Annotated in this window: 28 protein-coding genes; 13 read left to right on the top strand and 15 right to left on the bottom strand. The window is 67.1% G+C overall.

All coding sequences use genetic code 11. The annotated features are described in order from the left end of the window. Positions 1 to 78: 78 nt before the first annotated feature. Positions 79 to 1,053 carry a cysteine synthase A gene (cysK, locus tag LPB260_RS12595; protein WP_208709120.1) on the bottom strand — a complete coding sequence of 325 codons (975 nt, stop codon included), beginning with the start codon at positions 1,051 to 1,053 and terminating at the stop codon, positions 79 to 81. A 268-nt stretch (positions 1,054 to 1,321) separates the two neighbouring features. Between cysK and LPB260_RS12590 the strand changes: the two genes are divergently transcribed. The 5 genes from LPB260_RS12590 (at position 1,322) to LPB260_RS12570 (ending at position 8,401) form a co-directional block, all read left to right on the top strand. Next, positions 1,322 to 2,167, top strand: coding sequence for a MoxR family ATPase (locus tag LPB260_RS12590; RefSeq protein ID WP_208709118.1), 846 nt, complete (start codon positions 1,322 to 1,324; stop codon positions 2,165 to 2,167). 116 nt (positions 2,168 to 2,283) lie between these two features. Next, entirely contained in the window at positions 2,284 to 3,462 is a 1,179-nt protein-coding gene (locus LPB260_RS12585) for a VWA domain-containing protein (protein WP_208709116.1), read from the top strand. 519 nt (positions 3,463 to 3,981) lie between these two features. Beyond that, entirely contained in the window at positions 3,982 to 5,715 is a 1,734-nt protein-coding gene (locus LPB260_RS12580) for a type I secretion system permease/ATPase (protein WP_208709114.1), read from the top strand. Positions 5,716 to 5,754: 39 nt separating this feature from the next. Continuing rightward, positions 5,755 to 7,068, top strand: a complete 1,314-nt coding sequence (locus tag LPB260_RS12575; protein WP_371926171.1) for an HlyD family type I secretion periplasmic adaptor subunit — start codon at positions 5,755 to 5,757, stop codon at positions 7,066 to 7,068. A gap of 1 nt (position 7,069) precedes the next feature. Further along, complete coding sequence (locus LPB260_RS12570; RefSeq protein WP_208709110.1) at positions 7,070 to 8,401, top strand: TolC family outer membrane protein; 1,332 nt, start codon at positions 7,070 to 7,072, stop codon at positions 8,399 to 8,401. Between the two features lie 18 nt (positions 8,402 to 8,419). Here LPB260_RS12570 and LPB260_RS12565 read toward each other — a convergent pair whose 3' ends face one another. The 3 genes from LPB260_RS12565 to LPB260_RS12555 all read right to left on the bottom strand — a co-directional run bounded on the left by LPB260_RS12565 (position 8,420) and on the right by LPB260_RS12555 (position 10,453). After that, positions 8,420 to 8,944 carry a DUF2937 family protein gene (locus LPB260_RS12565; protein ID WP_208709108.1) on the bottom strand — a complete coding sequence of 175 codons (525 nt, stop codon included), beginning with the start codon at positions 8,942 to 8,944 and terminating at the stop codon, positions 8,420 to 8,422. 29 nt (positions 8,945 to 8,973) lie between these two features. After that, positions 8,974 to 9,747, bottom strand: coding sequence for a class II glutamine amidotransferase (locus tag LPB260_RS12560; protein ID WP_208709106.1), 774 nt, complete (start codon positions 9,745 to 9,747; stop codon positions 8,974 to 8,976). A gap of 226 nt (positions 9,748 to 9,973) precedes the next feature. Continuing rightward, a complete protein-coding gene (locus LPB260_RS12555) occupies positions 9,974 to 10,453 on the bottom strand; it encodes an MFS transporter (RefSeq protein WP_208709104.1) in 480 nt (159 codons plus the stop codon). 111 nt (positions 10,454 to 10,564) lie between these two features. Between LPB260_RS12555 and LPB260_RS12550 the strand changes: the two genes are divergently transcribed. Beyond that, entirely contained in the window at positions 10,565 to 12,607 is a 2,043-nt protein-coding gene (locus LPB260_RS12550) for a S9 family peptidase (RefSeq protein ID WP_208709102.1), read from the top strand. Between the two features lie 109 nt (positions 12,608 to 12,716). Further along, on the top strand, positions 12,717 to 13,190 hold the full coding sequence (locus LPB260_RS12545) for a cyclic nucleotide-binding domain-containing protein (protein WP_208709100.1): 474 nt from the start codon (positions 12,717 to 12,719) through the stop codon (positions 13,188 to 13,190). A 6-nt stretch (positions 13,191 to 13,196) separates the two neighbouring features. Here LPB260_RS12545 and LPB260_RS12540 read toward each other — a convergent pair whose 3' ends face one another. Continuing rightward, a complete protein-coding gene (locus tag LPB260_RS12540; protein WP_208709098.1) occupies positions 13,197 to 13,499 on the bottom strand; it encodes a hypothetical protein in 303 nt (100 codons plus the stop codon). Positions 13,500 to 13,632: 133 nt separating this feature from the next. Here LPB260_RS12540 and LPB260_RS12535 point away from each other — a divergent pair, with 133 nt between their 5' ends. Both LPB260_RS12535 and LPB260_RS12530 read left to right on the top strand, forming a co-directional pair. Further along, positions 13,633 to 14,007: a YajD family HNH nuclease gene (locus LPB260_RS12535; RefSeq protein ID WP_208709095.1), complete on the top strand. Its 375-nt coding sequence runs from the start codon at positions 13,633 to 13,635 to the stop codon at positions 14,005 to 14,007. Between the two features lie 55 nt (positions 14,008 to 14,062). Beyond that, positions 14,063 to 14,530, top strand: a complete 468-nt coding sequence (locus LPB260_RS12530) for an RNA methyltransferase (RefSeq protein ID WP_208709093.1) — start codon at positions 14,063 to 14,065, stop codon at positions 14,528 to 14,530. Positions 14,531 to 14,536: 6 nt separating this feature from the next. On the opposite strand, the gene LPB260_RS12525 is transcribed toward LPB260_RS12530, so the two are convergent. The 6 genes from LPB260_RS12525 to rnd form a co-directional block, all read right to left on the bottom strand. Then, the gene (locus LPB260_RS12525) at positions 14,537 to 15,169 is read right to left on the bottom strand and encodes a LysE family translocator (protein ID WP_208709091.1); all 633 of its coding nucleotides are present in this window, start codon (positions 15,167 to 15,169) and stop codon (positions 14,537 to 14,539) included. Positions 15,170 to 15,205: 36 nt separating this feature from the next. Beyond that, positions 15,206 to 16,432 carry a hypothetical protein gene (locus LPB260_RS12520; protein WP_208709089.1) on the bottom strand — a complete coding sequence of 409 codons (1,227 nt, stop codon included), beginning with the start codon at positions 16,430 to 16,432 and terminating at the stop codon, positions 15,206 to 15,208. Between the two features lie 103 nt (positions 16,433 to 16,535). Next, a complete protein-coding gene (locus LPB260_RS12515) occupies positions 16,536 to 16,985 on the bottom strand; it encodes a YcgN family cysteine cluster protein (protein ID WP_208709087.1) in 450 nt (149 codons plus the stop codon). An 87-nt stretch (positions 16,986 to 17,072) separates the two neighbouring features. Continuing rightward, a complete protein-coding gene (locus LPB260_RS12510; protein WP_208709085.1) occupies positions 17,073 to 18,005 on the bottom strand; it encodes a D-2-hydroxyacid dehydrogenase in 933 nt (310 codons plus the stop codon). A gap of 23 nt (positions 18,006 to 18,028) precedes the next feature. Beyond that, positions 18,029 to 18,322 carry a YcgL domain-containing protein gene (locus tag LPB260_RS12505; RefSeq protein WP_208709083.1) on the bottom strand — a complete coding sequence of 98 codons (294 nt, stop codon included), beginning with the start codon at positions 18,320 to 18,322 and terminating at the stop codon, positions 18,029 to 18,031. Then, the gene (gene rnd / locus LPB260_RS12500) at positions 18,319 to 19,452 is read right to left on the bottom strand and encodes a ribonuclease D (protein ID WP_208709081.1); all 1,134 of its coding nucleotides are present in this window, start codon (positions 19,450 to 19,452) and stop codon (positions 18,319 to 18,321) included. The genes LPB260_RS12505 and rnd overlap by 4 nt, the downstream gene beginning before the upstream one ends. 149 nt (positions 19,453 to 19,601) lie before the next feature. Here rnd and LPB260_RS12495 point away from each other — a divergent pair, with 149 nt between their 5' ends. Beyond that, positions 19,602 to 20,663 carry an SMP-30/gluconolactonase/LRE family protein gene (locus LPB260_RS12495; RefSeq protein ID WP_208709079.1) on the top strand — a complete coding sequence of 354 codons (1,062 nt, stop codon included), beginning with the start codon at positions 19,602 to 19,604 and terminating at the stop codon, positions 20,661 to 20,663. A gap of 65 nt (positions 20,664 to 20,728) precedes the next feature. Here the strand turns inward: LPB260_RS12495 and LPB260_RS12490 are convergent, their stop codons facing one another. From LPB260_RS12490 to LPB260_RS12480, 3 genes are read right to left on the bottom strand one after another with little or no spacing between them, the layout of a single operon-like run. Next, complete coding sequence (locus tag LPB260_RS12490) at positions 20,729 to 21,412, bottom strand: spermidine synthase (RefSeq protein WP_208709077.1); 684 nt, start codon at positions 21,410 to 21,412, stop codon at positions 20,729 to 20,731. 54 nt (positions 21,413 to 21,466) lie between these two features. Further along, entirely contained in the window at positions 21,467 to 22,198 is a 732-nt protein-coding gene (locus tag LPB260_RS12485) for a ZIP family metal transporter (protein ID WP_208709075.1), read from the bottom strand. A gap of 37 nt (positions 22,199 to 22,235) precedes the next feature. Further along, positions 22,236 to 22,565: a rhodanese-like domain-containing protein gene (locus LPB260_RS12480; protein ID WP_208709073.1), complete on the bottom strand. Its 330-nt coding sequence runs from the start codon at positions 22,563 to 22,565 to the stop codon at positions 22,236 to 22,238. A 183-nt stretch (positions 22,566 to 22,748) separates the two neighbouring features. Here LPB260_RS12480 and LPB260_RS12475 point away from each other — a divergent pair, with 183 nt between their 5' ends. The 3 genes from LPB260_RS12475 to LPB260_RS12465 all read left to right on the top strand — a co-directional run bounded on the left by LPB260_RS12475 (position 22,749) and on the right by LPB260_RS12465 (position 25,056). Further along, a complete protein-coding gene (locus tag LPB260_RS12475; protein WP_208709071.1) occupies positions 22,749 to 23,603 on the top strand; it encodes a sulfurtransferase in 855 nt (284 codons plus the stop codon). A 254-nt stretch (positions 23,604 to 23,857) separates the two neighbouring features. Next, a complete protein-coding gene (locus LPB260_RS12470; protein WP_208709069.1) occupies positions 23,858 to 24,337 on the top strand; it encodes a hypothetical protein in 480 nt (159 codons plus the stop codon). Positions 24,338 to 24,441: 104 nt separating this feature from the next. After that, positions 24,442 to 25,056 carry a response regulator transcription factor gene (locus tag LPB260_RS12465; RefSeq protein WP_208709067.1) on the top strand — a complete coding sequence of 205 codons (615 nt, stop codon included), beginning with the start codon at positions 24,442 to 24,444 and terminating at the stop codon, positions 25,054 to 25,056. Positions 25,057 to 25,088: 32 nt separating this feature from the next. Here the strand turns inward: LPB260_RS12465 and LPB260_RS12460 are convergent, their stop codons facing one another. Continuing rightward, entirely contained in the window at positions 25,089 to 26,876 is a 1,788-nt protein-coding gene (locus tag LPB260_RS12460) for a hybrid sensor histidine kinase/response regulator (RefSeq protein ID WP_208709065.1), read from the bottom strand. Between the last annotated feature and the right edge of the window lie 27 nt (positions 26,877 to 26,903).

Genomic DNA, 26,903 nt, shown 5'->3' with positions numbered 1-26,903 from the left:
TCGCGCCTGCGCCGAGCCTCTCTTCCATCCTTTCGACCCGCCGCGCAAGCGGCGCGGCCATTTGTCCCCAGCCGATCCTTACTGCACCAGTTCCTGCTCGCTGAACAGGTCGCTGAACAGCATGCTCGACAGGTAGCGCTCACCGGAATCCGGCAGTATCACCACCAGGGTCTTGCCCTGCATCGACGGTTCCTCGGCGATACGCACGGCCACGGCCATGGCCGCCCCGCAGGATATGCCGGCCAGAATCCCCTCCTCACGCATCAGGCGCAGGGCCATGGCCTTGGCTTCCTCGTCATTGACCTGCTCGATACGGTCGACCATTTCCAGGTCCAGGTTCTTCGGCACGAAGCCGGCGCCGATACCCTGGATCTTGTGCGGGCTGGGCTTGACCTCTTCACCGGCCACCGTCTGGCTGATCACCGGCGAGCTCACCGGCTCGACCGCCACCGAGATGATCGGCTTGCCCTGGGTCCGCTTGATATAACGCGACACGCCGGTGATGGTGCCGCCGGTGCCGACGCCGGAAACCAGCACGTCGATGGCGCCGTCGGTGTCGTTCCAGATCTCCGGGCCGGTGGTCTTCTCGTGGATCGCCGGGTTGGCCGGGTTCTCGAACTGCTGCGGCATGAAATAGCGGGCAGGGTCGGAGGCGGCGATCTCCGCGGCCTTCTCGATGGCGCCCTTCATGCCCTTGGCCGGCTCGGTCAGCACCAGCTCGGCGCCCAGCGCCTTGAGCACCTTGCGCCGCTCCAGGCTCATCGACGCCGGCATGGTCAGCAGCAGCTTGTAGCCGCGCGCGGCGGCGACGAACGCCAGACCGATGCCGGTATTGCCGGAAGTCGGCTCGACCAGGGTCATGCCGGGCTTGAGCACCCCGCGCTCCTCCGCATCCCAGACCATGCTGGCGCCGATCCGGCACTTGACCGAATAGGCCGGGTTGCGTCCCTCGATCTTGGCCAGGATGGTCACCCCGGCCGGCCCCAGGCGATTGATCATCACCAGCGGGGTGTTGCCTATGGCTTGGGCGTTGTCGGCAAAGATGCGACTCATGGCGGGCTCCTTGTGCATGTTCCGTGGAAAGGGCTGCCAGCCTAAGACGCACACGGCCGAGCGTCCAGCATTGCGCTCAGGCCCGCCGGAACCGCTGCGGCCGCGCCGACCGACGAGCGGCACGCCGGACAGCCCGGGCGTGACCCGCCATTCAGTGACTGAATGGCGCGTCCGCGTTCACAGTCGCCCGGCCCGCGCGTTATAGTCGCCCTTTCAATTACTGAACCCGCGGGTACTGCCCGGGCCGTTACCGTTCGAGGATATTCCGATGAAGTTCGAAGGCACTCAGTCGTATGTCGCCACCGACGACCTCAAGCTCGCGGTCAATGCCGCCATCACCCTGCAGCGTCCACTGTTGGTCAAGGGCGAACCGGGCACCGGCAAGACCATGCTCGCCGAGCAACTGGCCGAGTCCTTCTCTGCCCGCCTGATCACCTGGCACATCAAGTCCACCACCAAGGCCCACCAGGGCCTCTACGAGTACGACGCGGTCAGCCGCCTGCGCGACTCGCAGCTGGACTCGGACAAGGTCCACGACGTGCGCAACTACATCAAGAAGGGCAAGCTGTGGGAGGCCTTCGAGTCCGAGGAGCGGGTGATCCTGCTGATCGACGAGATCGACAAGGCCGACATCGAGTTCCCCAACGACCTGCTGCAGGAACTCGACAAGATGGAGTTCTACGTCTACGAGACCAACGAGACCATCAAGGCCAAGCAGCGGCCGATCATCATCATCACCTCGAACAACGAGAAGGAACTGCCGGACGCCTTCCTGCGCCGCTGCTTCTTCCACTACATCGCCTTCCCCGACCGCGACACCCTGCAGAAGATCGTCGACGTGCACTACCCGACCATCAAGAAGGACCTGGTGGCCGAGGCACTGGATGTGTTCTTCGACGTGCGCAAGGTGCCGGGCCTGAAGAAGAAGCCCTCGACCAGCGAGCTGGTGGACTGGCTCAAGCTGCTGATGGCCGACAACATCGGCGAGGCGGTGCTGCGCGAACGCGACCCGACCAAGGCCATCCCGCCCCTGGCCGGCGCCCTGGTGAAGAACGAGCAGGACGTGCAGCTGCTCGAGCGCCTGGCCTTCATGAGCCGCCGCGCGTCTCGATAAATCAGCCGGCTACATTGCCGTAGGGTGGAAAACCGCGAAGCGTTTTCCACCACCCCAAGGGCACGGTGGATAAAAAGAGCGTTATCCACCCTACGGGTAATCGGGAGATCGCCTGCATGCTGCTTAACCTGTTCAACGAAATGCGCGCGGCCAAGGTGCCGGTGTCGGTGCGCGAGCTGCTCGACCTGATCAACGCGTTGCAGCACAACGTGGTGTTCGCCGACATGGACGAGTTCTACTTCCTCGCCCGGGCCATCCTGGTCAAGGACGAGCGCCACTTCGACAAGTTCGACCGGGCCTTCGGCGCCTACTTCAAGGGCCTGGAGAACCTCAACCAGCACATCGAGGCCTTGATCCCCGACGAGTGGCTACGCAAGGAGTTCGAGCGTTCGCTGACCGACGAGGAGCGCGCCAGGATCGAATCCTTGGGCGGCCTGGACAAGCTGATCGAGGAATTCAAGAAGCGCCTGGAGGAGCAGAAGGAACGCCACGCCGGCGGCAACAAGTGGATCGGCACCGGTGGCACCAGCCCGTTCGGCTCCGGCGGCTTCAACCCCGAGGGCATCCGCGTCGGCGATGCCGGCAAGCGCCAGGGCCGCGCGGTCAAGGTGTGGGACCAGCGCGAGTACAAGAACCTCGACGACCAGGTCGAGCTGGGCACGCGCAACATCAAGGTCGCCCTGCGCCGCCTGCGCAAGTTCGCCCGCCAGGGCGCCCAGGACGAGCTGGACCTGGACGGCACCATCGACCACACGGCCAAGGACGGCGGGCTGCTCAACATCCAGATGCGCCCGGAGCGGCGTAACGCGGTCAAGCTGCTGATCCTGTTCGACATCGGCGGCTCGATGGACGCCCACGTCAAGGTCTGCGAGGAGCTGTTCAGCGCCTGCAAGACCGAGTTCAAGCACCTGGAGTACTACTACTTCCACAACTGCGTGTACGAGTCGGTGTGGAAGAACAACCTGCGCCGCACCTCCGAGCGCTTCTCCACCCATGACCTGCTGCACAAGTACGGCGCCGACTACAAGGTGGTGTTCGTCGGCGACGCGGCCATGGCGCCCTACGAGATCACCCAGGCCGGCGGCAGCGTCGAGCACTGGAACGAGGAGCCGGGCTACGTGTGGATCAAGCGTTTCATGGAGAAGTACAAGAAACTCATCTGGATCAACCCCTACCCCAAGGACAGCTGGGGCTACACCGCCTCCACCAGCCTGATCCGCGAGCTGGTCGAAGACCAGATGTACCCCCTGACCCTGCAGGGCCTGGAAGACGGCATGAGGTTCCTGTCCAAGTAACATTGCCCCCGGCGACCCGGCGCGCCCGCGCCGGAGCCCGGGTCGACGCCCGACAAGGTCGCGAGCGCCTTTCTGCCGGTTCGCGGCGGCTTCTGGTTCAGCCCTGGCGCCGCCCCTCCCCTCCAGGTTTCATCCCTGTCTTCTGCCCCCCGCCCCCTGTCGCGTGATGCACCTGGCCGGCACGCCGCACTCTGTCACGACTTAGCCAGTTGGCCGGCTCGGACTTAAGTCTCACGATTTGCCGATGTCAATAAACCACCGCTGTCGCCTAGAAAACCCTTAAAAATCATAAGTCCCTGCTTCAAAAGAGAATTATTACGCATAGCGCGAACACATGAAGGCCAACTCGCGCCTTGCGTGAAGCCCGGCCCCGTACCTATACCTAGATGGCAAGGGCCCCTTTTGCGTGTGGCGAGGATGGTTTTGCACAGGAATTTCACCGCCAGGGACGGGCGGTAAACGGGCACCAGCCACAGCTGAGCGATCAGCCAGCAGCAGTATTGGAGGAACGTCATGGGCATGCCGCAGTCCCCCCGCTCCGAGTTGGCGGAAGTGCTATTTCGCTTGCGCCGGACCTTCATTTCCCTGGCCTGTTTCAGCGGCGTGATCAACCTGCTGATGTTGACCCCAGCGGTCTACATGTTGCAGGTGTACGACCGGGCACTGGTCAGCAGCAACGTCACCACCCTGTTGATGCTGACCCTGCTGGTCGTCGGCCTCTATGTGCTGATGGGCCTGCTGGAGATGGTCCGTTCCACCGTGCTGATCAGGGTCGGCAACCGCCTGGACATGATGCTCAACAAGCGCGTGTTCACCGCCGCCTTCGAGCGCAACCTGAATCGCGCCGGCGGCAACCCGGCCCAGGCGCTGCAGGACATGGCCCAGGTTCGCCAGTTCCTCACCGGCAACGGCCTGTTCGCCTTCTTCGACTCGCCCTGGACGCCGATCTACCTGTTCGTCATCTACCTGGTGCACCCGCTGCTCGGCCTGATCACGCTGATCGGTTCGGTGCTGCTGATCTGCCTGGCCTACCTGACCGAAGTCAGCACCCGCAAGCCGCTGGCCGAAGCCAACCAGGCCTCGGTGGCCTCCGGCACCTACGCCAACAACAACCTGCGCAATGCCGAGGTCATCCAGGCCATGGGCATGTTTCCGGCCATCCGCGAGCGCTGGTTCGGCAACCATCAGCAGATTCTCGAGAAGCAGACCCTGGCCTCCGACCGTGCGGCCTATATCAACGGCACCACGCGCTTCCTGCGCGTGACCCTGCAATCGCTGATTCTCGGCACCGGTGCCTTGCTGGCGATCGAAGGCAAGATCACCCCCGGGATGATGATCGCCTGCTCGATCCTCGCCGGACGCGCCCTGGCCCCGGTCGAACTGGCGATTTCCACCTGGAAGCAGCTGCTCGCCAGCCGCGCGTCCTGGGGACGGTTGTCCGGCCTGCTGGCCGACTTCCCGGCGCGCAAGCCCTCCATGCCGCTGCCCAAGCCGGCCGGTCAGGTCAGTGTGGAAGGCGCATTCGCCAACGCCCCCGGCACGCCCCTGACCATTCTGCGCAACATCAGCCTCAACGTTGCACCGGGAGAAGCTCTGGGCATCATCGGTCCCTCGGCCTCGGGCAAGTCCACCCTGGCACGCCTGCTGGTCGGTGTCTGGCCGGCACACGCCGGCAAGGTGCGCCTGGACGGGGCGGACGTCTTCCAGTGGGACAAGGAAGAACTGGGGCCCTGGCTGGGCTATCTGCCCCAGGACGTCGAGCTGTTCGAGGGCACTGTCGCCGAAAACATTTCCCGCTTCGGCGAGATCGATGGCGACGCGGTGATCCTGGCGGCCCAGCAGGCCGGCGTGCACGAGATGATCCTGCGCCTGCCGCAAGGCTACGACACGCCCCTGAGCGCCGACGGCAACTCGCTGTCCGGCGGCCAGAAGCAGCGCATCGGCCTGGCCCGTGCGCTCTACGGCGACCCCTCGCTGATCGTCCTCGACGAACCCAACGCCAGCCTCGACGACGTCGGCGAAGCCGCTCTGGTGAAGGCCCTCGCCGACCTCAAGCAACGTGGCAAGACCCTGGTGCTGATCTCCCATCGGCCGACGGTGCTGAACATAGTCGACAAGATCCTCGTGCTGCGCGAAGGCACGGTGCATATGTTCGGCAGCCGTGACGAAGTGTTCAACGCCCTGCGCCAGGCCGCCGTCATGCCCACCAGCATGGGCGGCGCGACCCTGGCGTCGGTCAAGACCAAGGAGTGATGCGTCATGTCGAATCTCGAGTTCGAACGCAAGAACCTCATGCCTGAGAACAGCCAGGAAGCCGTCGACGTCAATGACCAGCGCCCCAGTCGCTGGGGCCTGGCGCTGGTGCTCGCCGGTTTCGGCGGTTTCGTCCTCTGGGCCGTCCTCGCTCCGCTGGACGCGGGGGTGGTGGCGAACGCCACGGTCAATGTCACCGACAACCGCAAGACCATCCAGCATCTGGATGGCGGCTCGATCAAGACCATCGCGGTACGCGAGGGGCAGATGGTCGAACGCGGCCAGGTCCTGGTCGAATTGGACACCACCCGCGCCATCGCCGAACAGGGCGTGGTCAGCGGCCAGTACATCGTGTTGAAGTCCGTAGAAAACCGCCTGCAAGCCGAACGCGACGGCATGCCCGAGGTGACCTTCGATCCGGCGCTGCTCGAACGCTTCGCCGGCGACCCGCGCCTGAACGCCTCGATCGCCCTGCAGCAGCGCCTGTTCACCACCCGCCGCGCCGCCCTGACCGGCGAGGCCGGTATCCTCGAGGAAAACATTCGCGGCGCCGAGGAGCAGCTCAAGGGGTTGCGCCAGGTGCAGGGCTCGCGCTACGCGCAGATCAAATTCCTGCGCCAGGAACTCGACGGCGTGCGCAGCCTGGCGGCCGAAGGCTATGTGACCCGCAACCGGATGCTCGAACTGGAGCGCGAAGCCGCCGAACTGAACGCCTCGCTGGCGCAGAACATCGCCGAGATCGGCCGTGCCCGCAACCAGATCGCCGAGCTCAAGCTGCGCATCCTCCAGCTCGAGCAGAACTTCCAGAAGGAGGTGCAATCGCAGCTGACCGACGCGCAGAAGGAAGCCTCGGCCCTGGCCGACCGCCTGCGTTCGCTGGACTACGAGGTCACCAACACCGTGATCCGCTCGCCGATCGACGGTGTGGTCCTCGGCCTCAACGTCTCGACCATCGGCGGGGTGATCCAGCCTGGCTCGACCATCATGGACGTGGTACCGGCCAATGAGCCGCTGCAGGTCGACGCCATGGTGCCGGTACAGGCCATCGACAAGATGGTCCCGGGCCTGCTGGTGGACATCACCTTTCCGGCCTTCAACCATGCCCAGACGCCGAATATTCCGGGCCGGGTGCTGACCATTTCCGCCGACCGCCTGGTCGATGAAGCCAACAAGCAGCCCTACTACCTGGCGCAGGTCGAGGTCACCCCGGAAGGCATGGATAGGCTCGGCAGCAACCGCATCCGCCCTGGCATGCCGGCCACCGTGACGATAAAAACCGGCGAACGAAACCTGATGAGTTACCTGATGAAGCCTATGCTTGACCGGATCGACAGTGCCTTCAAGGAACAGTGACATGGTGATCCGCTTAGCCTTCGTCTGTCTGGCCACGGCGACCAGCCTGCCCGCGCTCGCGCTGGACCTGCAGGAAGCCTGGAACACCCTGCGCCTGCAGGGGCCGGTCTACCGCTCGGCGGCTCACGAGCGCGATGCCGGGCTGGAGAATCGCGCCCTGGGCCGCGCCGGCCTGCTGCCGCAGATCAGCGCCAGCGCCAGCAGGAGCAAGGTCAGCGGCAGTCAGGAGTTCGGCAACTCGACCGACAACGACCTGGATTACGACTCGCAGAACCTGGGCGTGCAACTGCGCCAGCCGCTGTTCGATCGGCAGAAGATGGCCGAGTACCGCCAGGGCAAGCAACGCGCCGGGTACAGCGAGGCGGTGTTCGACGCCAAGACCCAGAACATCGCGGTACGCCTGGCCAGCCGTTACTTCGATGTACTGCTGACCCGCGAAACCATCGAACTGGCCGACGCCAAGCTCAAGGCCCTGGAACAGCAGGTGGCCGCCGCCAAGCGGCGTTTCGACCTGGGCGATGGCACCATCACCGATGTCGACCAGGCCACCGCGCGGCGCGACCTGGCCCTGGCCGAACAGATCGAGGCCCAGGACAACCTGGCGATCGCCCTGCGCCTGCTGCAGGAGATGCTCGGCGAAATGCCGCAGCAGGTCGCCACCCTGCGCAGCGACTTTCCTACCCCCGGTCTGCACCCGGACAACCTGCAGGACTGGCTGAGCAAGGCGCGGGCGAACAACCCGGCGCTGCGCGCCCGTCACTACAACCACCGGGTCGCGGAAGAGGAAGTCAACCGCGCCAGCGGCGGACACTGGCCGACCCTCGATTTCGTGCTGGGCTATACCGACAGCGAAAGCGACTCCGTCACCACCATCGACCAGCAGAATCGTTACGCCTCGGTCGGCCTGGAGTTCAACCTGCCGCTGTACTCAGGCGGTGCGGTGAGCGCGCGGGTTCGTCAGGCCACCGCCAGCCGCGAACAGGCCGGGGAAGACCTCAACGCCACCCGCGAGGAAGTGTTCTCCGCCACCACCCGTGAATTCCGTGGCGTGCAGAGCGGCCCGGCGCGTATCAGGGCGCTGGAACAGGCGGTCGCCTCCAGCAAGCGGGCCCAGGATTCGGCGAAGAAGGGCTTCCTGGCCGGCTCCAGCACCAACGTCGACATCCTCAACGCCGAAGAGCAGGTGTTCATCGCCCGCCGCGACCTGCTGGAAGCCAAGTTGCGCTACCTGGTCTCACGCCTGCAACTCGCCGCGGCCGTGGGCCTGCTCGGTGACGACGACATCCGTCAGGCCAACGACTACCTCGGCCCGCAGCTGACCCTCAACTACTGAGCCGCACAGGCGCGCGGCTCAGCGCCAGTGGCGCTCGCGCGCGCGACGGTCCTGGCCGGCGACGAACACCCAGGCGAGCATCAGCAGCAACCCCTCGATCGACCAGGCGAACAACAGGGCACAGGCGATCCCCCAGGCGATGGCCTCGGGCGCCAGCAGCACCTGATAGCGATAGGCCTGGAACGTCTCCTCCAGCAGTTCGTTGTCCGCCGCCGTGGCCAGGTGCCACAGCTGGCCGTACCAGGGGCCCTGCATGGCCTGCCACTCCTCGGCGAGCCAGCGTGCCCGCTCGACCAGATTGCCGACGCTCTGCGCATCGCTGCGCATCACCGGGTCGTCGCTCACCCGGTAGTGGGCCACCAGGGCCTGCAGGTCCGCCTTGAAGAAACGTCGGGCGGTTTCCCGGAAGCCCTTCAAACTCTGCTCCGACTCCAGGCGGTGCGCCTCGACCCGCTTGCCGTAGTCATCGACAAAGCCGGGCACCTGGACCCCGACCAACAACCCCAGCGTGAACAGCGCCAGACGCAGATAGCTCCTCAGCATTACCTTCCCCAATGTTCCTTGTCCCCGGCTCAGGCGTTGCCCTGAGCCAGGCATTCGCCGCCACGCCACAGGCGCCATTCGCCTGGCTGGTAGCGGCTCCAGTTCTCGTTATCGGTGAGCGGCTCGGTGACCAGTACGGTTACCACGTCGTTGGGCGTGGTTTCCGCCTGAAAATCCACCCGCAGGTCGGCATCCTTCAACTGCGCCGGGCCGAACGGCGCGCGCCGGGTGATATGCGCCAGCTTGGTCGAGCAGAAGCTGAACAACCAGTCGCCGTCGCTGAGCAGGCAGTTGAACACGCCCAACTGGCGATACGCCGCGCAGGCCTCGATCAGGCTTGGCAGCAGCTGCTCGAAAGGTGGCGGTTCGGGGAACGCCAGGCGCAGGCGGTTGAGCAGGTCGCAGAACGCCGCCTCGCTGTCGGTGTCGCCGATGGCTTGGTAGAAACCCGCCGGCGGGCGGAAATCGGCCAGCTGGCCGTTATGGGCGAAACACCAGTTGCGCCCCCACATCTCGCGCACGAAGGGATGGGTGTTGGCCAGGCAGACGCGGCCGACGTTGGCCTGGCGAATGTGACCGATCACCACTTCGCTCTTGATCGGATAGCGCTGTACCAGTTGCGCCACCTCCGACTCGCTGCTGGCCCGCGGGTCCTGGAACAGGCGCAGGCCGCGCCCCTCGTAGAAGCCGATGCCCCAGCCATCGCGATGGGGGCCGGTGCGGCCGCCGCGCTGCATCAGCCCGGTAAAGCTGAAGACGATATCGGTGGGCACATTGGCGCTCATGCCGAGCAGCTCGCACATGGCTAGCGTCCTCCGCTCAGCGCAAGGCGTCGCCGCGCCGACCGGAGGCAGGCACAGGCGACGCGGTGCGCCGGCACTGGATCATTGGCGTTCGCACGGAACATGGGGTCCATAGGCTCTCCTGACGCAGCTGAGCCTATGCTGAAGGCCCGCCGCCACGCCTGCAAGCGCTGGCCAGCGGGCCAGACAGGTCGGGGTTCGAAGATCGGCCTGCCGGCCGGAAAACTCAGAGCCGCGGCTCGATGCGCAGGCGACGCTCGCCACGGGAGTCACGATGGCTGGCGCCCGGCTCAGCGGCGCCTTGCTCCATCAGCTCGCGCAAGGTCGGCGCATCCGCCTCGCGCTCTTCGCGCACCGGCCCGCCCCGGCGCTTCCACCAGCGCTCGATCGGCCAGCGAACGGCCACGAACAGCAGGTACAGGGCGAAGGCGATCAGGCCGTACATGGCCAGGTCCGCCGCCGCCCGCAAGGCGTTGTTGCCCACCTTGAACAGCAGATCCAGGGCGGCGACGGCGACCGCCGGGGCGAGCAGTTCCTTGGCCGGGTCGACTACGGTCGGGGTCAGCAGCAGCACCGCGACCAGCAGGCGCAGCGGCTCGCGCACATAGCGCCACATCCAGCGGGTCAGGCGGAACCAGACCAGCAGGCAGCCGAGCGCCGCGACGGCATAGGCGCTCCAGGCAAGTAGATAGTCGCTTTCGATCATAACGCGGCGGGTCCCTGACGTGGCGGGGCTTGCAAAGGGGCGCTTATGATAGCGGCTTTTCAACGGCCCGGCGCCCCCACCGTCGGCCGCACCTGATTTCGGAGTTGCCGCATGCCGCACGCCCCCATCGCCCGCACAGAACCCGGCGCCGACCCGTACCGCTGGCTGGAACAGCGAGATGCCGCCGAGGTACTCGAGCATCTCAAGGCCGAGAACGCCTACCTGGAGGCGCAGCTGGCCGAGCAGAGCGAGCTGCGCGAGACCCTGTTCGAGGAGATCAAGGGGCGTATCCGCGAGACCGACCTGTCGCTGCCGTCGCCCTGGGGGCCCTACCTCTACTACCAGCGCACCACCGCCGGCGACGAGTACCCGCGCCACTATCGCTGCCCACGGCCCAGCGATGACTCGCTGCAGGTCGATGAGCACGCCGAGCAGCTGCTGCTCGACCCCAACGCCCTGGCGAACGGCGGCTACCTGTCCCTCGGCGCGTTCAGCATCAGCCCGGACCACCAGCGCCTGGCCTACAGCCTGGACACCAGCGGCGACGAGACCTACCGGCTGTTCGTCAAGGAGCTGGCCGACGGCAGCATCCGCGAGCTGCCGTTCGCCGACTGCGACGGCAGCATGACCTGGGCCAACGACAGCCAGACCCTGTTCTTCGGCGAGCTGGACGACACCCACCGGCCGCACAAGCTGTATCGCCACCGCCTCGGCGACGACGCCGCCACGCTGGTGTTCCAAGAAGACGATGGACGCTTCTTCCTGCACTGCTACCGCACCAGCTCGGAACGCCAGCTGGTGCTGGCCCTGGGCAGCAAGACCACCAGCGAGGCCTGGGTGCTGGATGCCGACACCCCGGAAGAGGCCTTCCGTTGCCTGGCGCCGCGCGAGGACGGCCACGAATACTACGTCGACCACGGCAAGCACGACGGCCGCTGGTGCTGGCTGATTCGCAGCAACCAGAGCGGCATCAACTTCGCCCTGTTTTTCGCCAACGAACAGGCGCCGACCCGCGCGCACTGGCACCTGCTGCGCGCCCACGACGAGCGGGTGATGCTCGAAGGTCTCAGCCTGAACCAGCACGCCCTGGTCCTCAGCCTGCGCGAGGCCGGCCTGCCGATCATCGAGGTGCAGCCCCTGGGGCAGGCCGCCTACCGGGTCCAGCTGCCGGACGCGGCCTACAGCCTGTACGTGCAGGACTCGCTGGAGTTCCACAGCCCGGTCATCCGCCTGCGCTACGAGGCGCTGAACCGCCCGGCGCAGATCCGTCAGCTGAGCCTGGCCGACGGCACGCAGCAGGTGCTCAAGGAAACCCCGGTGGAAGGCCCGTTCGATGCCGATGCCTATGTCAGCCAGCGCCTGTGGGCCCGCGCCGCGGACGGCACCCAGGTGCCCATCAGCCTGGTGGCGCGCCGCGAGGTACTCCAGGCCGGGCAGCCCGCCCCGCTCTATCTCTATGGCTATGGCGCCTATGGCGAGAGCCTCGACCCCTGGTTCTCCCATGCCCGCCTGAGCCTGCTGGAGCGCGGTTTCGTCTTCGCCATCGCCCATGTGCGCGGCGGCGGCGAACTGGGCGAGGCCTGGTACCGGGCCGGCAAGCTGGAACACAAGCACAACAGCTTCGACGACTTCATCGCCTGCGCCGAGCACCTGATCGACGCCGGCTATACCAGCGCCGAGCGCCTGGCCATCAGCGGTGGCAGCGCCGGCGGCCTGCTGATCGGCGCGGTGCTCAACCTGCGCCCGGAACTGTTCGCCGCAGCCATCGCCGAGGTGCCGTTCGTCGATGTGCTCAACACCATGCAGAACCCCGATCTGCCCCTGACCGTCACCGAGTACGACGAATGGGGCGATCCCCACGAACCGCAGGTATTCGAGCGGATCAAGGGCTACGCCCCCTACGAGAACGTCAAGGCCCAGGCCTACCCGGCGATACTCGCGGTGGCCGGCTACAACGACAGCCGCGTGCAGTACTGGGAGGCGGCCAAGTGGGTGGCCAAGTTGCGCGCGCACAAGACCGACGAGCGGCTGCTGCTGCTCAAAACCGACCTCGACGCAGGCCATGGCGGCATGAGCGGGCGTTACCAGGCGCTGCGCGACGTGGCCCTGGAGTATGCTTTCCTGCTCAAGGTGCTGGCCGCGAACCCGGGCTAACTGAGCGCGCGGTCACAGCTTCCGGCGGGCGGCCGTTGGCAAGCCCGCCTCGGCCAGCTAACGTCACCTGTGAACCACCCATTTCTTGCCGGACAGCCGTAGAGTTCCCATGCCCGACAGTTCCTACCTGATCGATGAAATCCGCGACATGCTGCTCGACTGCGGCATGTTCCACAACCTGCTGCCGGCCGAACTGCTCAACGCGGCGGGCTATTTCAACATCAGCAAGTTCGACCCGGACGCGGTCATCTGCGACGAGGGCGATGCCGGCACCTTCATGTGCATCATTCATTTCGGCGCGGTTTCGGTGCGCAAGACCAACTCCAGCGGCGAGATCGTCGAGATCGCCAAGCTGCGCAAGGGTCGCGCCTTCGGCGAGATGGCCGTGCTCGATGGCGAAAGACGCTCGGCCAGTTGCGTGGCGGTCACCGACTGCACCCTGCTGGTGCTGGCCAAGGACTCCCTGGAGAAGATGCTGCAGGAAGCCCCCAAGTCGGCCGCCAAGATCATCCGCTCGATCGCCGTGGCCATGTCCAAGCGCCTGCGCATGGTCGATGGCCAGCTGATCGAGAAACAGGTCTGATCAATCTCAGCGCTGGCGCTGCGGTTGCCGCTCCAGCAGCGGCAGCCTGCCGTCGGCCGGCAGCGGCCCGTCTGGCCGCGGATTGAGCGCTCCGCCCCGATTGCCCGTACCGTCGTTGAGCAGCGGCAGATGCTGCGGTGCCGTGCCGGGAAGCCCGGCGGAGCGAGGCAGGACGAAGGGTTGCGGGGTGGCGGTGCCCGGCGAGCCCGCCGCGCGCTCATATGAGGCCGGCCATCGGGCCTCCTGCGCCGGCAGCGCGGCGACCCAGAACGCACCCAGGCAGGACAGAGCCAAAACCCACAACGGCATCGCCGCCCTCCTTTCTCGCGGGACTCCCCCGTTGGGCCGCACCCCGCTCGATTAGTGCCCGCCCGGCGGTTCTCGCCGACTGCCGGCAGGATTACACTGCAGACACGCCCCGAATCGCACGACGGAACCGACCATGAGCACCGACAAATCGCCCTCGCCCACCGCCAAGCTCGACCGCATCCTCGCCGAGGCCCAGCGCAGCCGCGAAGAAGGCTACCGGCAGAAGGCCCTGAAGATGTACCCCCACGTCTGCGGACGCTGCGGCCGCGAGTTCGCCGGCAAGCGCCTGAGCGAGCTGACGGTGCACCACCGCGACCACAACCACGACAACAACCCCCAGGACGGCTCCAACTGGGAGCTGCTGTGCCTGTACTGCCACGACAACGAGCATTCCCGGTACACCGACCAGCAGTATTTCAGCGAGGGCTCCACGTCCACGCCCCAGGGCCCCAAGGTGACCCACAAGGCCTTCGCCGACCTGGCCGCGCTGCTGAAGAACAAAGAATAAGCCAGTCCGGAGCGCGCCCCGTATACTGGCGCCCTTTGCTCAGGGGGCCCGTTTCGTGGCGAACAAGAGATACAGCTGCATCGGCCTGTTCAATCCCAAGTCGCCGGAGAACGTCGGTGCGGTGATGCGCGCCGCCGGCTGCTACGGCGTCAGTTCGGTGTTCTACACCGGCAAGCGCTACGAGCGCGCCCGCGACTTCGTCACCGACACCAAGCAGGTGCACCTGGATATCCCGCTGATCGCCATCGACGACCTGCAGAAGATCATCCCCCTGGGCTGTACCCCGGTCGCCGTGGAACTGGTCGAGGGCGCCCGGCCCTTGCCGGAATACACCCACCCGGATCGGGCCATCTACATCTTCGGCCCGGAGGACGGCTCGCTGGACAAGCAGATCCGCAGCTGGTGCGAAGACGTGGTGTACATCCCGACCCAGGGCTGCATGAACCTCGCGGCGACGGTCAACGTGGTGCTCTACGACCGCCTCGCCAAGGGCAACAACACCAAGTCCGGGCCGCTGTTCTAGGCCGGCCTAGCCGCGCCGCTCGGTCAGCGCCAGGCCGATGCCCATAGCCATGATCAGCACGCCGGCAGCGCTCTGCTGCCAGCGGCGCCAGGAGGGCCGGTCGCCCAGGCGAGCGCCGAAATGGCCGCACAGCGCGGCGACCGCGGCGTTCACCAGGGTGCCGCAGAGACTGAAGATCACCCCGAGCATGAGCATCTGCCAGACGAAGTGTGGCGAGTCCGGTTGGGCGAACTGCGGCAGGAAGGCCAGAAAGAACAGCGCCACCTTGGGGTTGAACACGTTCACCAGCACACCCTGCCAGAACACCTGAGACAAGCGCGCCGGCACCAGCGTCTGCTGCTGCGCCTCGCGCCAGCCTGCGCGGATCAGCTGCACGCCCAGCCAGATCAGGTAGAGCACCCCGGCCCACTTCACTAGGCTGAAGGCCAGCGCCGACATCATCAGCAACGCCGACAGGCCGAAGGCGGCCGCCAGGGCGTGCACCAGGCAGCCGGCGCCTATGCCCAGGCTCGATACCAGCCCGGCCGGCGTGCCCTGGGCACTGGCGCGCGAGGCGATGTACAGCATGTCCGGTCCGGGCGTCAGGTTCAGCGCCAGGGTCGCGGCGAGAAACAGGCCGAAATGTTCGATGCCGAGCATGGTCCTTCTCCGTCAGGGCGCTCAAGCCCTGGATGATCAACGCAGCAGACGGGTGTCCAGCACCTTGGACGGCTTGCCCATGACGCTTTCGCTGATCTCCACCAGATCCCGGGTGCTGACCTTGTTCAAGCGCATCAGGCCACGGGTCACGTCATCCAGCGAACGCGGGTGATTGCCCTTGGTGGCCTGGCGGATCTCGCGATCCAGCTCCTGCAGCAGCAGCACCGCCCGCGCCGTCACCGGCCCCGTGGAGCGGTTGCCGCGCAGGCTCTTGACCGGCTTGCTCCACTTGTTCAGCTGCTGGCGAATCTTCTGGTAGCGCTCCTCGTTCAAGCCGCCGGCGCGGCGCATCAGCTCGATGGCGTAGTACTCGGCCAGGCCCTCGACGACCCAGTCGCTGCGGTCGCGCTGGCTGATGCGGCTGAACACGTGCACCAGTTCGTGCACCAGGGAACTGGTGCCGTTCTCGCTGACCAACGGACGATCCGTGTGCATGTAGTAGGAGTTGGTCGCCGACAGGCCACCGCGCCACATCGGGTCGCCGGCACCGACGATCAGCAGCTTGGCCGGATCGCGCGGGAAGACCTCCTGCATCTGTGGCCAGACGAAGGTCAGCAGGGTGAGGATATCCATCCGCCGCATGCCTTCGCCGACCGGCGCCGCCACGGTCACCTCGGTATCACCGAGCCGCACCCGGCGCGTGCCGATCTTGCCAGCGACTATCCAGCCGGTCGGTCGGTCGAACTTGCGCAGCGGGTTGTCGATGCGGAACTTGTTCTTGCCGATGCGCGGCCAGCCGGTTTCGACGCCGCGCCAGCCCTTGGGCAGGTCGAACTGCAGGCGCGCGACCAGCTCGGTCTTGTCCTCCTGGCGCAGCCTGGCGCTGGGCACTAGGTCGTCGCCGCGCAACAGCGCCCAGTCTTCGGTCATGCGCGCATCGTAGTGCTTGTCGTTGCGCAGATGATTGACGCGCACCCGGTAGCTCAGCGTGGCCCGGCCCTCGGCCGGCTGCCACAGGCCGCGCCCGGGACTGTCCTGGGTCCACTGGCCATCGGCGCTGAAATCGCTGTACATGCCCTCCTCACCCAGGTCGAAATCCAGGCCCAGGACCCGCTCGCCCTTCTCCAGGGTCAGGCTGACCTCGGCCTGATCGGACTCCGGCAGAAAGCGCACCCGATAATCCAGGTCGACCTTCACGGCCGCCCACAGCGGGGTACTGAGCATCAACAAGATGGCGAACAACAAGCTAAGGCGAATCGGCATGCTGGGCATTTCCTTGGCAACAAAGATGCGGATCACGGCGCCGGGCCGGTTCCCGGGCGCTGCCGGCTACGCTTGCACAAAGCCGGCGGGGCTGCAACGGTGCCTAGCCGGCGCGGAAGATCAGGTGCTCTTCCCAGTCGTCCTCGGCCACCTTGTTCTCGCTGAGCATTCGCCCGGCCTGGGAGATGCGTTCGACATGCACCGCTTCAGGATCGCCGCAGACCAGGTGATGCCAGAGCGGCAGGTCCTTGCCCTCGCTGACCAGGCGATAGGCGCAGGTCGGCGGCAGCCACTGGAACTGATCGGCCTGGGCCGGGGTGAGCTGGATGCAGTCGGGGACGAAGCGTGCGCGGTTGGCGTAGTCGGTGCAGCGACAGGTGTCCAGGTCGAGCAGCTTGCAGGCAATGCGCGTGTAGTAGACGCTGCCGTCGTCCTCGTCCTCGAGCTTCTGCAGGCAGCACAGGCCGCAGCCGTCGCACAGCGACTCCCACTCGTCCTGGTCAAGCTGGGCGAGGGTCTTGCGTTTCCAGAAGGGTTCGACTTTGGCGGCCATAACGAGCGGTACGGGGACAGGCGAAAGGGCCGGCAGTCTAGCGTGGCGCCGGCGCCCGGCCAAGGGCGCATCGCCGAACGGCGCCGGCTAGTAGCCGCGCACGAAATCCACCTGGCCACGCAGTTCATGACCGGTGCGAAAGCGCGTCAGGTTGTCGAGGAACAACTGAGCCATCAGGTGCGGCTCGGTCGGTGCCGACGTGTGACCGGTAAGCAGCAGGTGCGGCGCGGTCCAGAACGGGTGACCGGCAGGCAGCGGTTCCTGGCGGCAGACGTCGATCACCGCGCCGGCCAACTGCCCCTGTTCCAGGGCCGCGACCAGGTCGGCATCGACCACCGCCACCCCGCGCCCGGCGTTGATCAGCAGCGCACTGGGCTTGAGCCGGGCCAGCAGCGCAGCGTCATAGACATCGCGGGTGGCCGGCGTGTCCGGCAACAGATTGACCAGATAATCGGCCGTGGCCGCTAGGCGCGGCAGCTGGTCAATGCCCGTCACCTCGACGAAGGGTTTCTGCACCCGCGCCTGACTGGCCACACCGAGCAGTTCGACGCCGAACGGCGCGAGGAACTGCGCCACGCTCTGGCCGATATCGCCACAGCCGACGATCAGCACCCGGCGCCCGACCAGGCTGCGCGGCGAACCGATGTCCCAGCGCTGCTCGACCTGTGCGGCCAGGCGCGCGAACAGCTGGCGCTCGTGGGCCAGCAGGTGGCCCAGCACATACTCGGCCATCACCTGGCCGAAGATACCCACCGCGCGGCTGAGGCGGTAGTCGCGCGGCAACTGCGGCGCCAGCAAGGGGGTGATGCCGGCCCAGGTGGACTGCAGCCACTGCGGCTTGTGCCCCTGCGCCAGCAGCGCGGCGAGCAGGTCCGGCTGGCCCAGCCACAGCGGGCAACCGGCGGCCAGCTGGCTCAGCTCGGCGGGATCGGCGCTGGCATGCAGCTGCAGCTCCGGCGCCGCCCGGTGCAGCAGTTCGGCATAGGTGGCATGGTCGGTTTCGGCGATCAGCAGGTGCATGGCGTGTCCTTGGCAGGGCGTGATCAGACCGGATCGTTGCGACGCAGCAGCTCATCCGGCAGGTGCTCGATATATTCCTCTTCCGGCGGCGGCATCTGCAGGTGAAAGCCCTGCTGCTCGAGGTTGTCGAGCACCTTGTGGATGTCCTCGCGGGCCAGCTGGCGCTCGGGGCTCAGGACCATGTCGAAGGTGTGGATGGGCGGGCCGAAGGCGGCCAGCAGGTTCTCCGGCACGCGTTTGAGCGCATCGCTCTTGAGCACGTAGAGGTACATCTCGTTCTTGCGCGGACTTTTGTAGATCGAGCAGATGCGTTTCACGCGGGGTCTCCTTCGGCGGCCAGGCAGGCGAGTAGGGCCTGGCCCATCAATTCACGGCGCCAGCCGCGCAGGGCGTCCGGCAGCTGGTAGGGTCCATCGGGGTAGCCGCTTTTCAGCAGGGCTTCCAGGGTTTTCTTGCGCAGCATCAGCTCCGGCGCGATGTCCAGGCGCTCGGCCTGGCGCTGGCCGATGGCGCGCAGCTTCTTCAGCAGGGCCGAGGCTTCCACCGGCAGCGGCTCGGGCAGCGCCTCGGGCCAGTCGGCCGGCGGCGTGGCGGCGGCGTCCTTGATCAGCTGCAGCAGGGTCTCGCCATCCTGGCGCACGGTCTTGGGGTGCATATCGTCGATCCGCGCCAGGGCCACCAGGTTGTCCGGCTGGCTGCGCGCCAGCGGCCACAGCGAATGCTCGCGGATGATGCGGTTGCGCGGCTGGTTGCGTGCCCGCGCCTCGTGCTCGCGCCAGGCGCACAGCGCGCGCAGCACGGCCAGTTGCTGGCGCGACAGTTTCCAGGCCAGCTTGGCTTCGCGGTAGGCCTCCTGCGGGTCGACTTCGCGACACAGGTTGGCCACCAGCTCGGCACCGTCCTCCAGAACCCAGGCGTTCTTCTCGCTCGACAACAGCTTCTGCTGGGCGTCGTAGACCTCGGCCAGGTGCAGCACATCCTCGGCGGCGTAGCTGACCTGGGTCGCCGACAGTGGCCGCTGCAACCAGTCGGAGCGCGTCTCGCCCTTGGGCAGCTCGATGTTGAGCACCGCCTGGACCAGGCGCGAATAGCCCATGGAGAAACCCAGGTTGAGGTAGCCGGCGGCCAACTGGGTGTCGAACAGCGGCGTCGGCAGGCTGCCGCTCAGGCGCAGGAAGACCTCCAGGTCCTCGCTGCAGGCGTGCAGCACCTTGACCACCGCCGGGTCTTCCAGCAAGGCGGCGAAGGCCGTCCAGTCGCCGATCTGCAGGGGGTCGATCAGGTAGGCGCGCTCGCCTTCACTGACCTGCAGCAGGCCGGCGATCGGGTAGAAGGTGTCGACCCGCATGAACTCGGTGTCCAGGGCCACATAGGGCAGACGGCGCCAGTCGGCGCAATGCTTAGCCAGGCTGGCGTCGTCAAGAATCCAGTGAATATCGATAGCCACGCGGCACTCCCGTCAAGAATACCGCGCAGTATATATCGCCCTCGCCCTTCGCCGGGCATCGATACCGGCAAAGGGGCGCGTCCCGCGCGACCTGTGTAATCTGACGGCCACGCGCCATCCGCCCGACTTCTGTACAAGGAATGACCACAATGAAGAAACTGCTTGGCCTGCTCGCGCTGGCACTAGCCGCGAGCGCCCTCTACCTGGCCATCACCCCCAGCCCCATCGAGCCCCTGGCCTGGCAGGCGCCACCCGCCCCCGCCATGACCGGCGTACTGGAGCCCAACGACACCCTGATGAAGGCCGAACTGCTCGGCAAGGGGCAACTGCAGGGGCCGGAAGACAGCGCAGTGGACGCCCAGGGCCGGGTCTACAGCGGCCTGCACGACGGTCGCATCGTGCGCATCGATGCCGATGGAGGGATCGAGACCTTCTCCGATACCCAGGGGCGGCCGCTGGGCATCGACTTCGACGCCGCCGGCAACCTGATCGTCGCCGATGCCTACAAGGGCCTGCTGTCCATCGACCCGCAGGGACGGATCGAGGTGCTCGCCAGCGAGGCAGACGGCGTGCCCTTGCGTTTCACCGATGACCTGGACATCGCCGCCGACGGCACCATCTACTTCAGCGATGCCTCGTCGCGCTTCGAGCAGCCCGACTACCTGCTCGACCTGCTCGAGGCCCGTCCCCACGGCCGCCTGCTCAGCCATGACCGCGCCAGCGGCGAGACCCGCGTGCTGCTCAAGGACTTGTACTTCGCCAACGGGGTGGCGCTGTCGGCCGACGAGGACTTCGTCCTGGTCAACGAAACCTACTGCTACCGCATCACCCGCTACTGGCTCAAGGGCGAGCAGGCCGGTACCGCGGATACCTTCATCGACAACCTGCCGGGCCTGCCGGACAACCTGCAGGGCGATGGCGCCGGCACCTTCTGGGTCGCGATGCCGACCCCGCGCAAGGCCGATGCCGACTTTCTCCATCGCCACCCCTGGCTCAAGGCGCAGCTGGCCAAACTGCCGCGCGCCCTGTGGCCCAAGGCGATCCCCTACGGCCTGGTCATCGCCGTCAACGAGCAGGGCGAGATCGTCCGCAGCCTGCACGACAGCAGCGGCAGCCACCTGCGCATGGTCACCTCGGCCAAGCCGGTGGGCGACTACCTGTACCTCGGCAGCCTGGACAACGACCGCCTCGGCAGACTGAGGATCCACTGACTCGCGTCAACGAAAAAACCCGCCTGCGCTTGACCCGCGGCGGGCGCTGATCGGCGGCAAGCGCCTTACTTGAGTTTTTCGGCGATCCAGATGGTATGCCGGGTACCACGGTTGCCGTGGGCGTAGACCTGCACTTCCTCGACCTTGAAGCCGCTGCGGCGCACCTTGTCGGCGAAGGCGCGGTCGACGCTGGCCGACCACACCGCCAGCATGCCCTTGGGGCGCAGCGCCTGGTGGCACTGGCGCAGGCCCTCGGCCGAATACAGCCAGCCATTGCCCTTCTGGGTCAGCCCCTCGGGGCCGTTGTCGACATCCAGCATGATCGCATCGAAGGCCTGGGTGGACGCCTTGAGCAGCTTGGCGACATCCTCCTGGACCACCCGGGTGCGCGGGTCCAGCAGCGGGTAACCCGACTTGGCGCCCAGCGCCCCGCGGTTCCACTCCACCACGCCGGGCACCAGTTCGGCCACCGTCACCTCGGCATCCGCCCCCAGGTGCTGCAGCGCCGAAGCCAGGGTAAAGCCCATGCCCAGGCCGCCGATCAGCGCCCGCACCTGCGGGCGGCCGGCCACCTTCTTGCAGGGAATCGCCGCCAGGGCGTCTTCCGAGCCGTGCATGCGCGTGTTCATCAGCTGGCCACCATCGCCGCCGGCGATCTTGATCACGAAGTCCTCGCCGTACTCGAACAGACACAGCGCGCCGGCGCCATCGGGAATCTGAGCCGTGTCCAGCAGTACGAAGCGTTTCATGTCGATCGACCGACCTGTGCAGTGAAAGAAGGCGGCACGATACAGCAGCCCGGCTCAGGCCACAGCCAGCATGTGCCCGACGATACCCAGTACGAAACCCAGCAAGGCGCCCAGGGACGGGGCCCAGTGCTTGTCCAGCCTGGCCTGGGGGGCGATGTCCTGAAACACCGAGTAGAGGATGCCGCCGGCGGCGAACAGCATGATGGCGCCGACCAGCGCCGGACTGTCGGCCAGCCACAGATAGCCGCACACCCCGGCCACCGGGCCGAGCAACGCCATGGCGGCGAACAGCAGAATGATCCTGGCGCGGCTGTAGCGGGTCGAATCCTTCAGCTCGCGGTAGGCGTTGAAGCCTTCCGGCAGGTTCTGCAGGCCGATGAGCAGCGCCAGCAGCACCGCCCCCTCGCCGCCGATGGCAAAAGCCGCACCCAGGGCCAGGGATTCGGGAACGAAGTCGGCGAGCATGGCCGCCAGCTGGCTGGCCGAGGTCTGCATGCGGTACAGGAGGATGTCCACCGCCATGAACGCCGCCCCGCCGGCAGCGAAATACAGCACGACGGGGACAGGGCTGAGGTCGTCGATCGCCTCGGGCACCAGCACCAGGGCCACCGCCGCCAGCAAGGCACCGCCGCCGAAGGCGATCACGCTGTGGCGAAATTCCTCTTCCAGCCAGCCGGGGCTGATCCGCTCGACACTGGCCAGGGCCGCACCGAACGGCATCGCCATGCCCGCGATCAGAGTGAATAGCACCACCGTCAGCAACTGCTGCACACACACCTCTGCCATGCTCAACAGCAACTCAACCAAGGCCCGGCCGCCGGGCTCAAGCGGTCGGCGCCAAGGTCGGGCCACCCTCGGCCAGCCACTGCTCGAGGCCACCGAACAGATAGCGGCAGCGCACGCCCCGTTCGGCGAGCTGCGCAGCGACGCCCTGACTGACCTCGTGACCGTGCACGCAATACACCACCTCCTCCTCCACCTCGCCAAGCTGCGCGCCCCAGGTGGCAACGGTCTCGGGCAAGCGGCGCACGGCATCTGGAATCACCACGGGGCTGGCCAGGAACGCCGGCTGGCGGCGCACATCGCAGAGCAGTGGCGGTTTGGCCGACGCCATCAGGGCCTGCAATTGCGCGACAGAGATGGCCTCAACCATGCTGACCTCCGGAACAACAGGCAGCGCGCCTGAGCGCATTCACCTTAGGCATTCACCCTTCCTCATCGACCGCGCCACGGCGGCAGCGCCTGGTCACAGCCAGCCTAGCCCAGGCGTTGCACCCCTGCTGCGGGCTGGGTTTATGATGCGCTTGCCCCCCCCTTTGGACACAGGACGCCCATCATGCCCCTCGCCCAGCTGATCACCCCCGCGGCCCTGGCCGCTCGCCTCGATCAGGCCGACCTGCTGATACTCGACTGCCGCTTCGCCCTCGACGACCCGGGCTACGGCCAGCGCAGCTACGCCGGCGGACATATTCCCGGCGCCCGCTTCGCCGACCTCGAGCAGGACCTCTCCGGCCCCGTGCAGAAAGGGATAACCGGGCGACACCCACTGCCGGCGCCGGACGCCCTGGTCGAGCGCCTGCGCCAGTGGGGCCTGAACCAGGACGACGAGGTGGTGCTGTATGACGACGGCCCCGGCGCGTTCGCCGCCCGCGCCTGGTGGCTGCTGGCCTGGCTGGGCAAGCGTGAGGGCGTATACCTGCTCGACGGTGGGCTCAAGGCCTGGAGGACCGCCGGCCAGGCCCTGAGCCAGGAACAGCCGAGCCGTCCCCGCGGCAATTTCCACGGGGAGCCGGATGCGCGCCTGCTGATCGGCGCCGCGCAGTTGCAGCAGCGTTTGGGCAGCCCCGAACTGACCCTGCTCGACGCCCGCGCGCTGCCGCGCTTTCGCGGCGAGGTGGAACCGCTGGACCCGGTTGCCGGGCATATTCCCGGCGCCCAGTGCGCGGCCTTCACCGACAACCTGGACAGCGATGGCCATTTCCTCGCGGCCGAGCAACTGCGCCAGCGCTTCGCCAGCCATCTGGGCGCGCGCCCGACCAGCGGACTGGTCGCCTACTGCGGCTCCGGCGTCACTGCCTGCCACAACCTGTTCGCCCTGTGTCTCGCCGGCTACCCGCTGGCACCGCTGTATGCCGGCTCCTGGAGCGAATGGATCACCGACCCGGCGCGGCCCGTTGCGAGCGGCGACTGAGCCGGGACGGGTGCGCGGAGATCGAGGCGAGCTGGCTAGGCAATCTCTACCGCCATCCGCGCCCCACTAAGCACGATGTGGAATATAGGCAATGAGCGAAAGCTGAAAACAATTTAAAAACAGCCCTTTACAGCTCAAAGGTCGCACTAGACTTGAACATGAGCGGCTAACCCCGCTCCCGGTGGGGCCTTTATCAGAACAAACAGAAGCTGCCATGCGCCCTGGCCCCACCGGCCACCTTCCGCGAGGGCTCTATGGGTATCGCCGCCTGCGAGTTGTGCCAGCACGTCATTCGCCCCACCCTGATCTACCTGGGCCGCCACTCCCCTGCCGCCGAAGCCCTTCTGCTCGGCGCCGCGGCCAGCCAGTCCGGGCTTGGCAGCGCCCTCGACGACCGCCGCGGGCATGGCCTGTACCGCATCGCCGAACAGCGCCACCAACGCCTGTGGGACCTGCACCTGGCCCGCGATCCGGATCTGGCCAGCCAGGTCCGCGGGCTGGCCAGCCAGCATGCCTTTCTCGCCGCCCCGCACCTGGAGCTGACCGTCAACCTGCGCTACGCCACCGCCATCGCCTGGCTGCTGATCGAGGCGGAAGACATCGTGCTGCCGGCGGCCAACGACCTGCTTGGCCTGGCGCTGATCTGGCGGCGGGTGTTTCATCCCCACGGCCAGCCCGGCGCATTCATCGCGGCCTGGCAACGCTGCGTCGGCAACCTCAGCCAGGTCGCCTGAGCCCACTCGTCCACAACCGCGACCTCACGCAGCGATTCCGCTCGCGCGATTGCGGTACACTCGCGCAGCGTCGACAACTACAAGAAAAGCCGCGTGGGACAGCCATGACCACACTTTGCACTGCCTTGCCAGACCAGTTGAACCTGTTGCTGGTGGACGATCACCGAATATTTCTCGACGGCCTGAGCCTGGCCCTCGCCCCGCTGTGCGCCGATCTGCGGGTGCAGGCCGCGTACAATGCCGCCGAGGCGGAGGACTGCCTGAAACGGCAGGATTTCGACCTGATCCTGCTGGACCTGCGCCTGCCCGACCTGCCTGGGCTGGAACTGCTGCAACGCTGGCAGCAGCAGGGGCGCATGACCCCGGTGGCGATCCTCAGCGCCAGCGATTCCAGCCTGGATGCCCAGGCCGCCCTGGCCGCCGGGGCCCTCGGCTTCATTCCGAAAAGCGCCGACGGCGACGACTTGCGCCAGGCGGTGACCCGCGTACTGCTCGGCGAGACACTTCCCGCCCCGGCCGCCGACAAGCCCCAGCTCACCCCCCGCCAGCAGGAGATTCTCCTGCTGCTGGCCGACGGCCTGCCGAACAAGGCCATCAGCCGCCAGCTGGGGGTCGCCGAGGACACGGTCAAGACCCACCTGAAGGCGCTGTTCCAGGAACTCGAGGTGCACACCCGTACCGCCTGTGTCAGTGCGGCGCGCCAGCGCGGCTGGCTCTGAGCCTCGCCCAAGCGCTCGGCACGCCGTAGGCGCTAGCTTTCCGTGCTGGCTGTGCGCTGCGCCTGGCTTGCCGAGGCGCCCGGCAGCAATACCGCCAGGGCCTGGCGCAGCCGCGCCGGCAGCAGGGGTTTGCCGAGCAGGGTGACGTGCGCGGGAATGCAGCGTTCCTGCAACTCGGGACTGATGTCGGCGCTGATCAGCAAGGCCGGCAGCATCCGCCCGGCTGCCTCGCGCACCCGCTCGATGGCCCGCAAGCCATCTTCCTCGGCGGCCAGACGGTAATCACTGATCAGCAGCTGGGGCTGGGCTTCGCCGACACAGCCGAGCGCCTCCGCCAGCCCGGCACAGGCCCATACCTCGCACCCCCAGCGCTGCAGCAGCCCGGCCAGGGCCTGGCGGCCCGGGCCGTTGTCCTCCAGCAGCAGAACGCGCCCCTGCATCGCCTGGGTGACAGGCGCCGGCGCCGGCGCCTCACCCGCCACAGCCAGCGGCACGCGCAAGCTGAAGCGCGCACCCTGCCCCGGACTCGAGTGCAGCTCCAGCGGGTGCTCCAGCAGCGTGGCCAGCTGCTGGACGATCGCCAGGCCCAGCCCCAGGCCCTGCTCGGCATTACGCCCCGGGTTATCCAGTTGGCGAAACTCCTCGAACACCTGGGCCTGCTCCTCCCGGGACAGGCCGCGGCCATCGTCGGCCACCTCCAGCAGCACGGCGCCGTCTTCCTCGCGCGCGGCGACCGTCACCAGCCGCGCCCGGGCGTGGCGCAGGGCGTTGACCAGCAGATTGCGCAGCACCCGCTCGAGCAGCAGCGGGTCGCTGCGCACCCAGAGGTCGGCGCAACGCAGTTGCAGGTCCACCCCTTGATCCCTGGCCTCATCCCGCGTCTCGCCACTCAGGCGCTCGAGCAGCGGGCGCAGGGGGAAGACTTCCGGCTTGACCGGCACGCCCCCCGGCAGGGTCAGGCGACTGTAGTCCAGCAGTGACTGCAGCAGACGGCTGAGCTGTTCCACCGAGGTTGCCAGACGCCCACTGACCTGGCGAATGCCCGGCTCGTGACTCTGCTCGAGCAGGTGCTGGGCATACAGGCCCATGGCGTTGAGGGGCTGACGCAGGTCATGGCTGGCAGCGGCGAGCAGGCGCAGCTTGCGCCCATCGTCGGCGACCGCGCGCTGGCGCGCCAGGTCGAGCAGGCGCATGTTCAGCCAGGCGCTGCGCTGGCCATGCTCCTGCAGATAGGCGCCGCCACTGCCGATCAGGTTGGCGCATCCGAGAAACAGTCCCTGGAAGGCCAGCTGCGATCCCGCATCGGTGAGCAGCACCCCGAGCAGCAGGTACAACAGGCAGAATCCCCAGGCCGCCAGGCTGATCGCGCGACACGACACACCGAGCAGCACATAGCCGAACAGCAGGATCAGGAACAGGCCGTCATAGGGCATGGACTGCCCCAGGGCCTCGCTCAGGTAGATCAGCGCCACCACACAGGCGGCATTCAGCGCGTAGGCGCCGGTGTAGGCGAATTGGGTGCCGAACAGCGAACTCTGGGGACGGCGGCAGTAGAGGCAAGCCAGCAGGACGCCGGCGATGCCCAGCAGGCGCAACGGCAATATCGACAGACTCACGACTGGCGGCAGCAGGGCCAGGTCCAGGCCGACATAGACCAGCTGGAAGCCGATCGCGACGCCGCCGATCAGCCAGAGGCGGCGCCTGATGCGCTGCACCCGATGCTCGACGAAGCCCTGCTCCAGCGCCGCGACGAAACGCAAGCGGTTATGGCCGCGGCGCTGCTGCGCGAGCAGCAGGCGTTCCTCCTCCGGCAGGTTCATCGGCAGCGCCCGCGGCCTGCCGGCACG

This window comes from Pseudomonas sp. LPB0260 (assembly GCF_013388395.1).
This window is presented reverse-complemented; position numbering and strand designations above follow the sequence as displayed.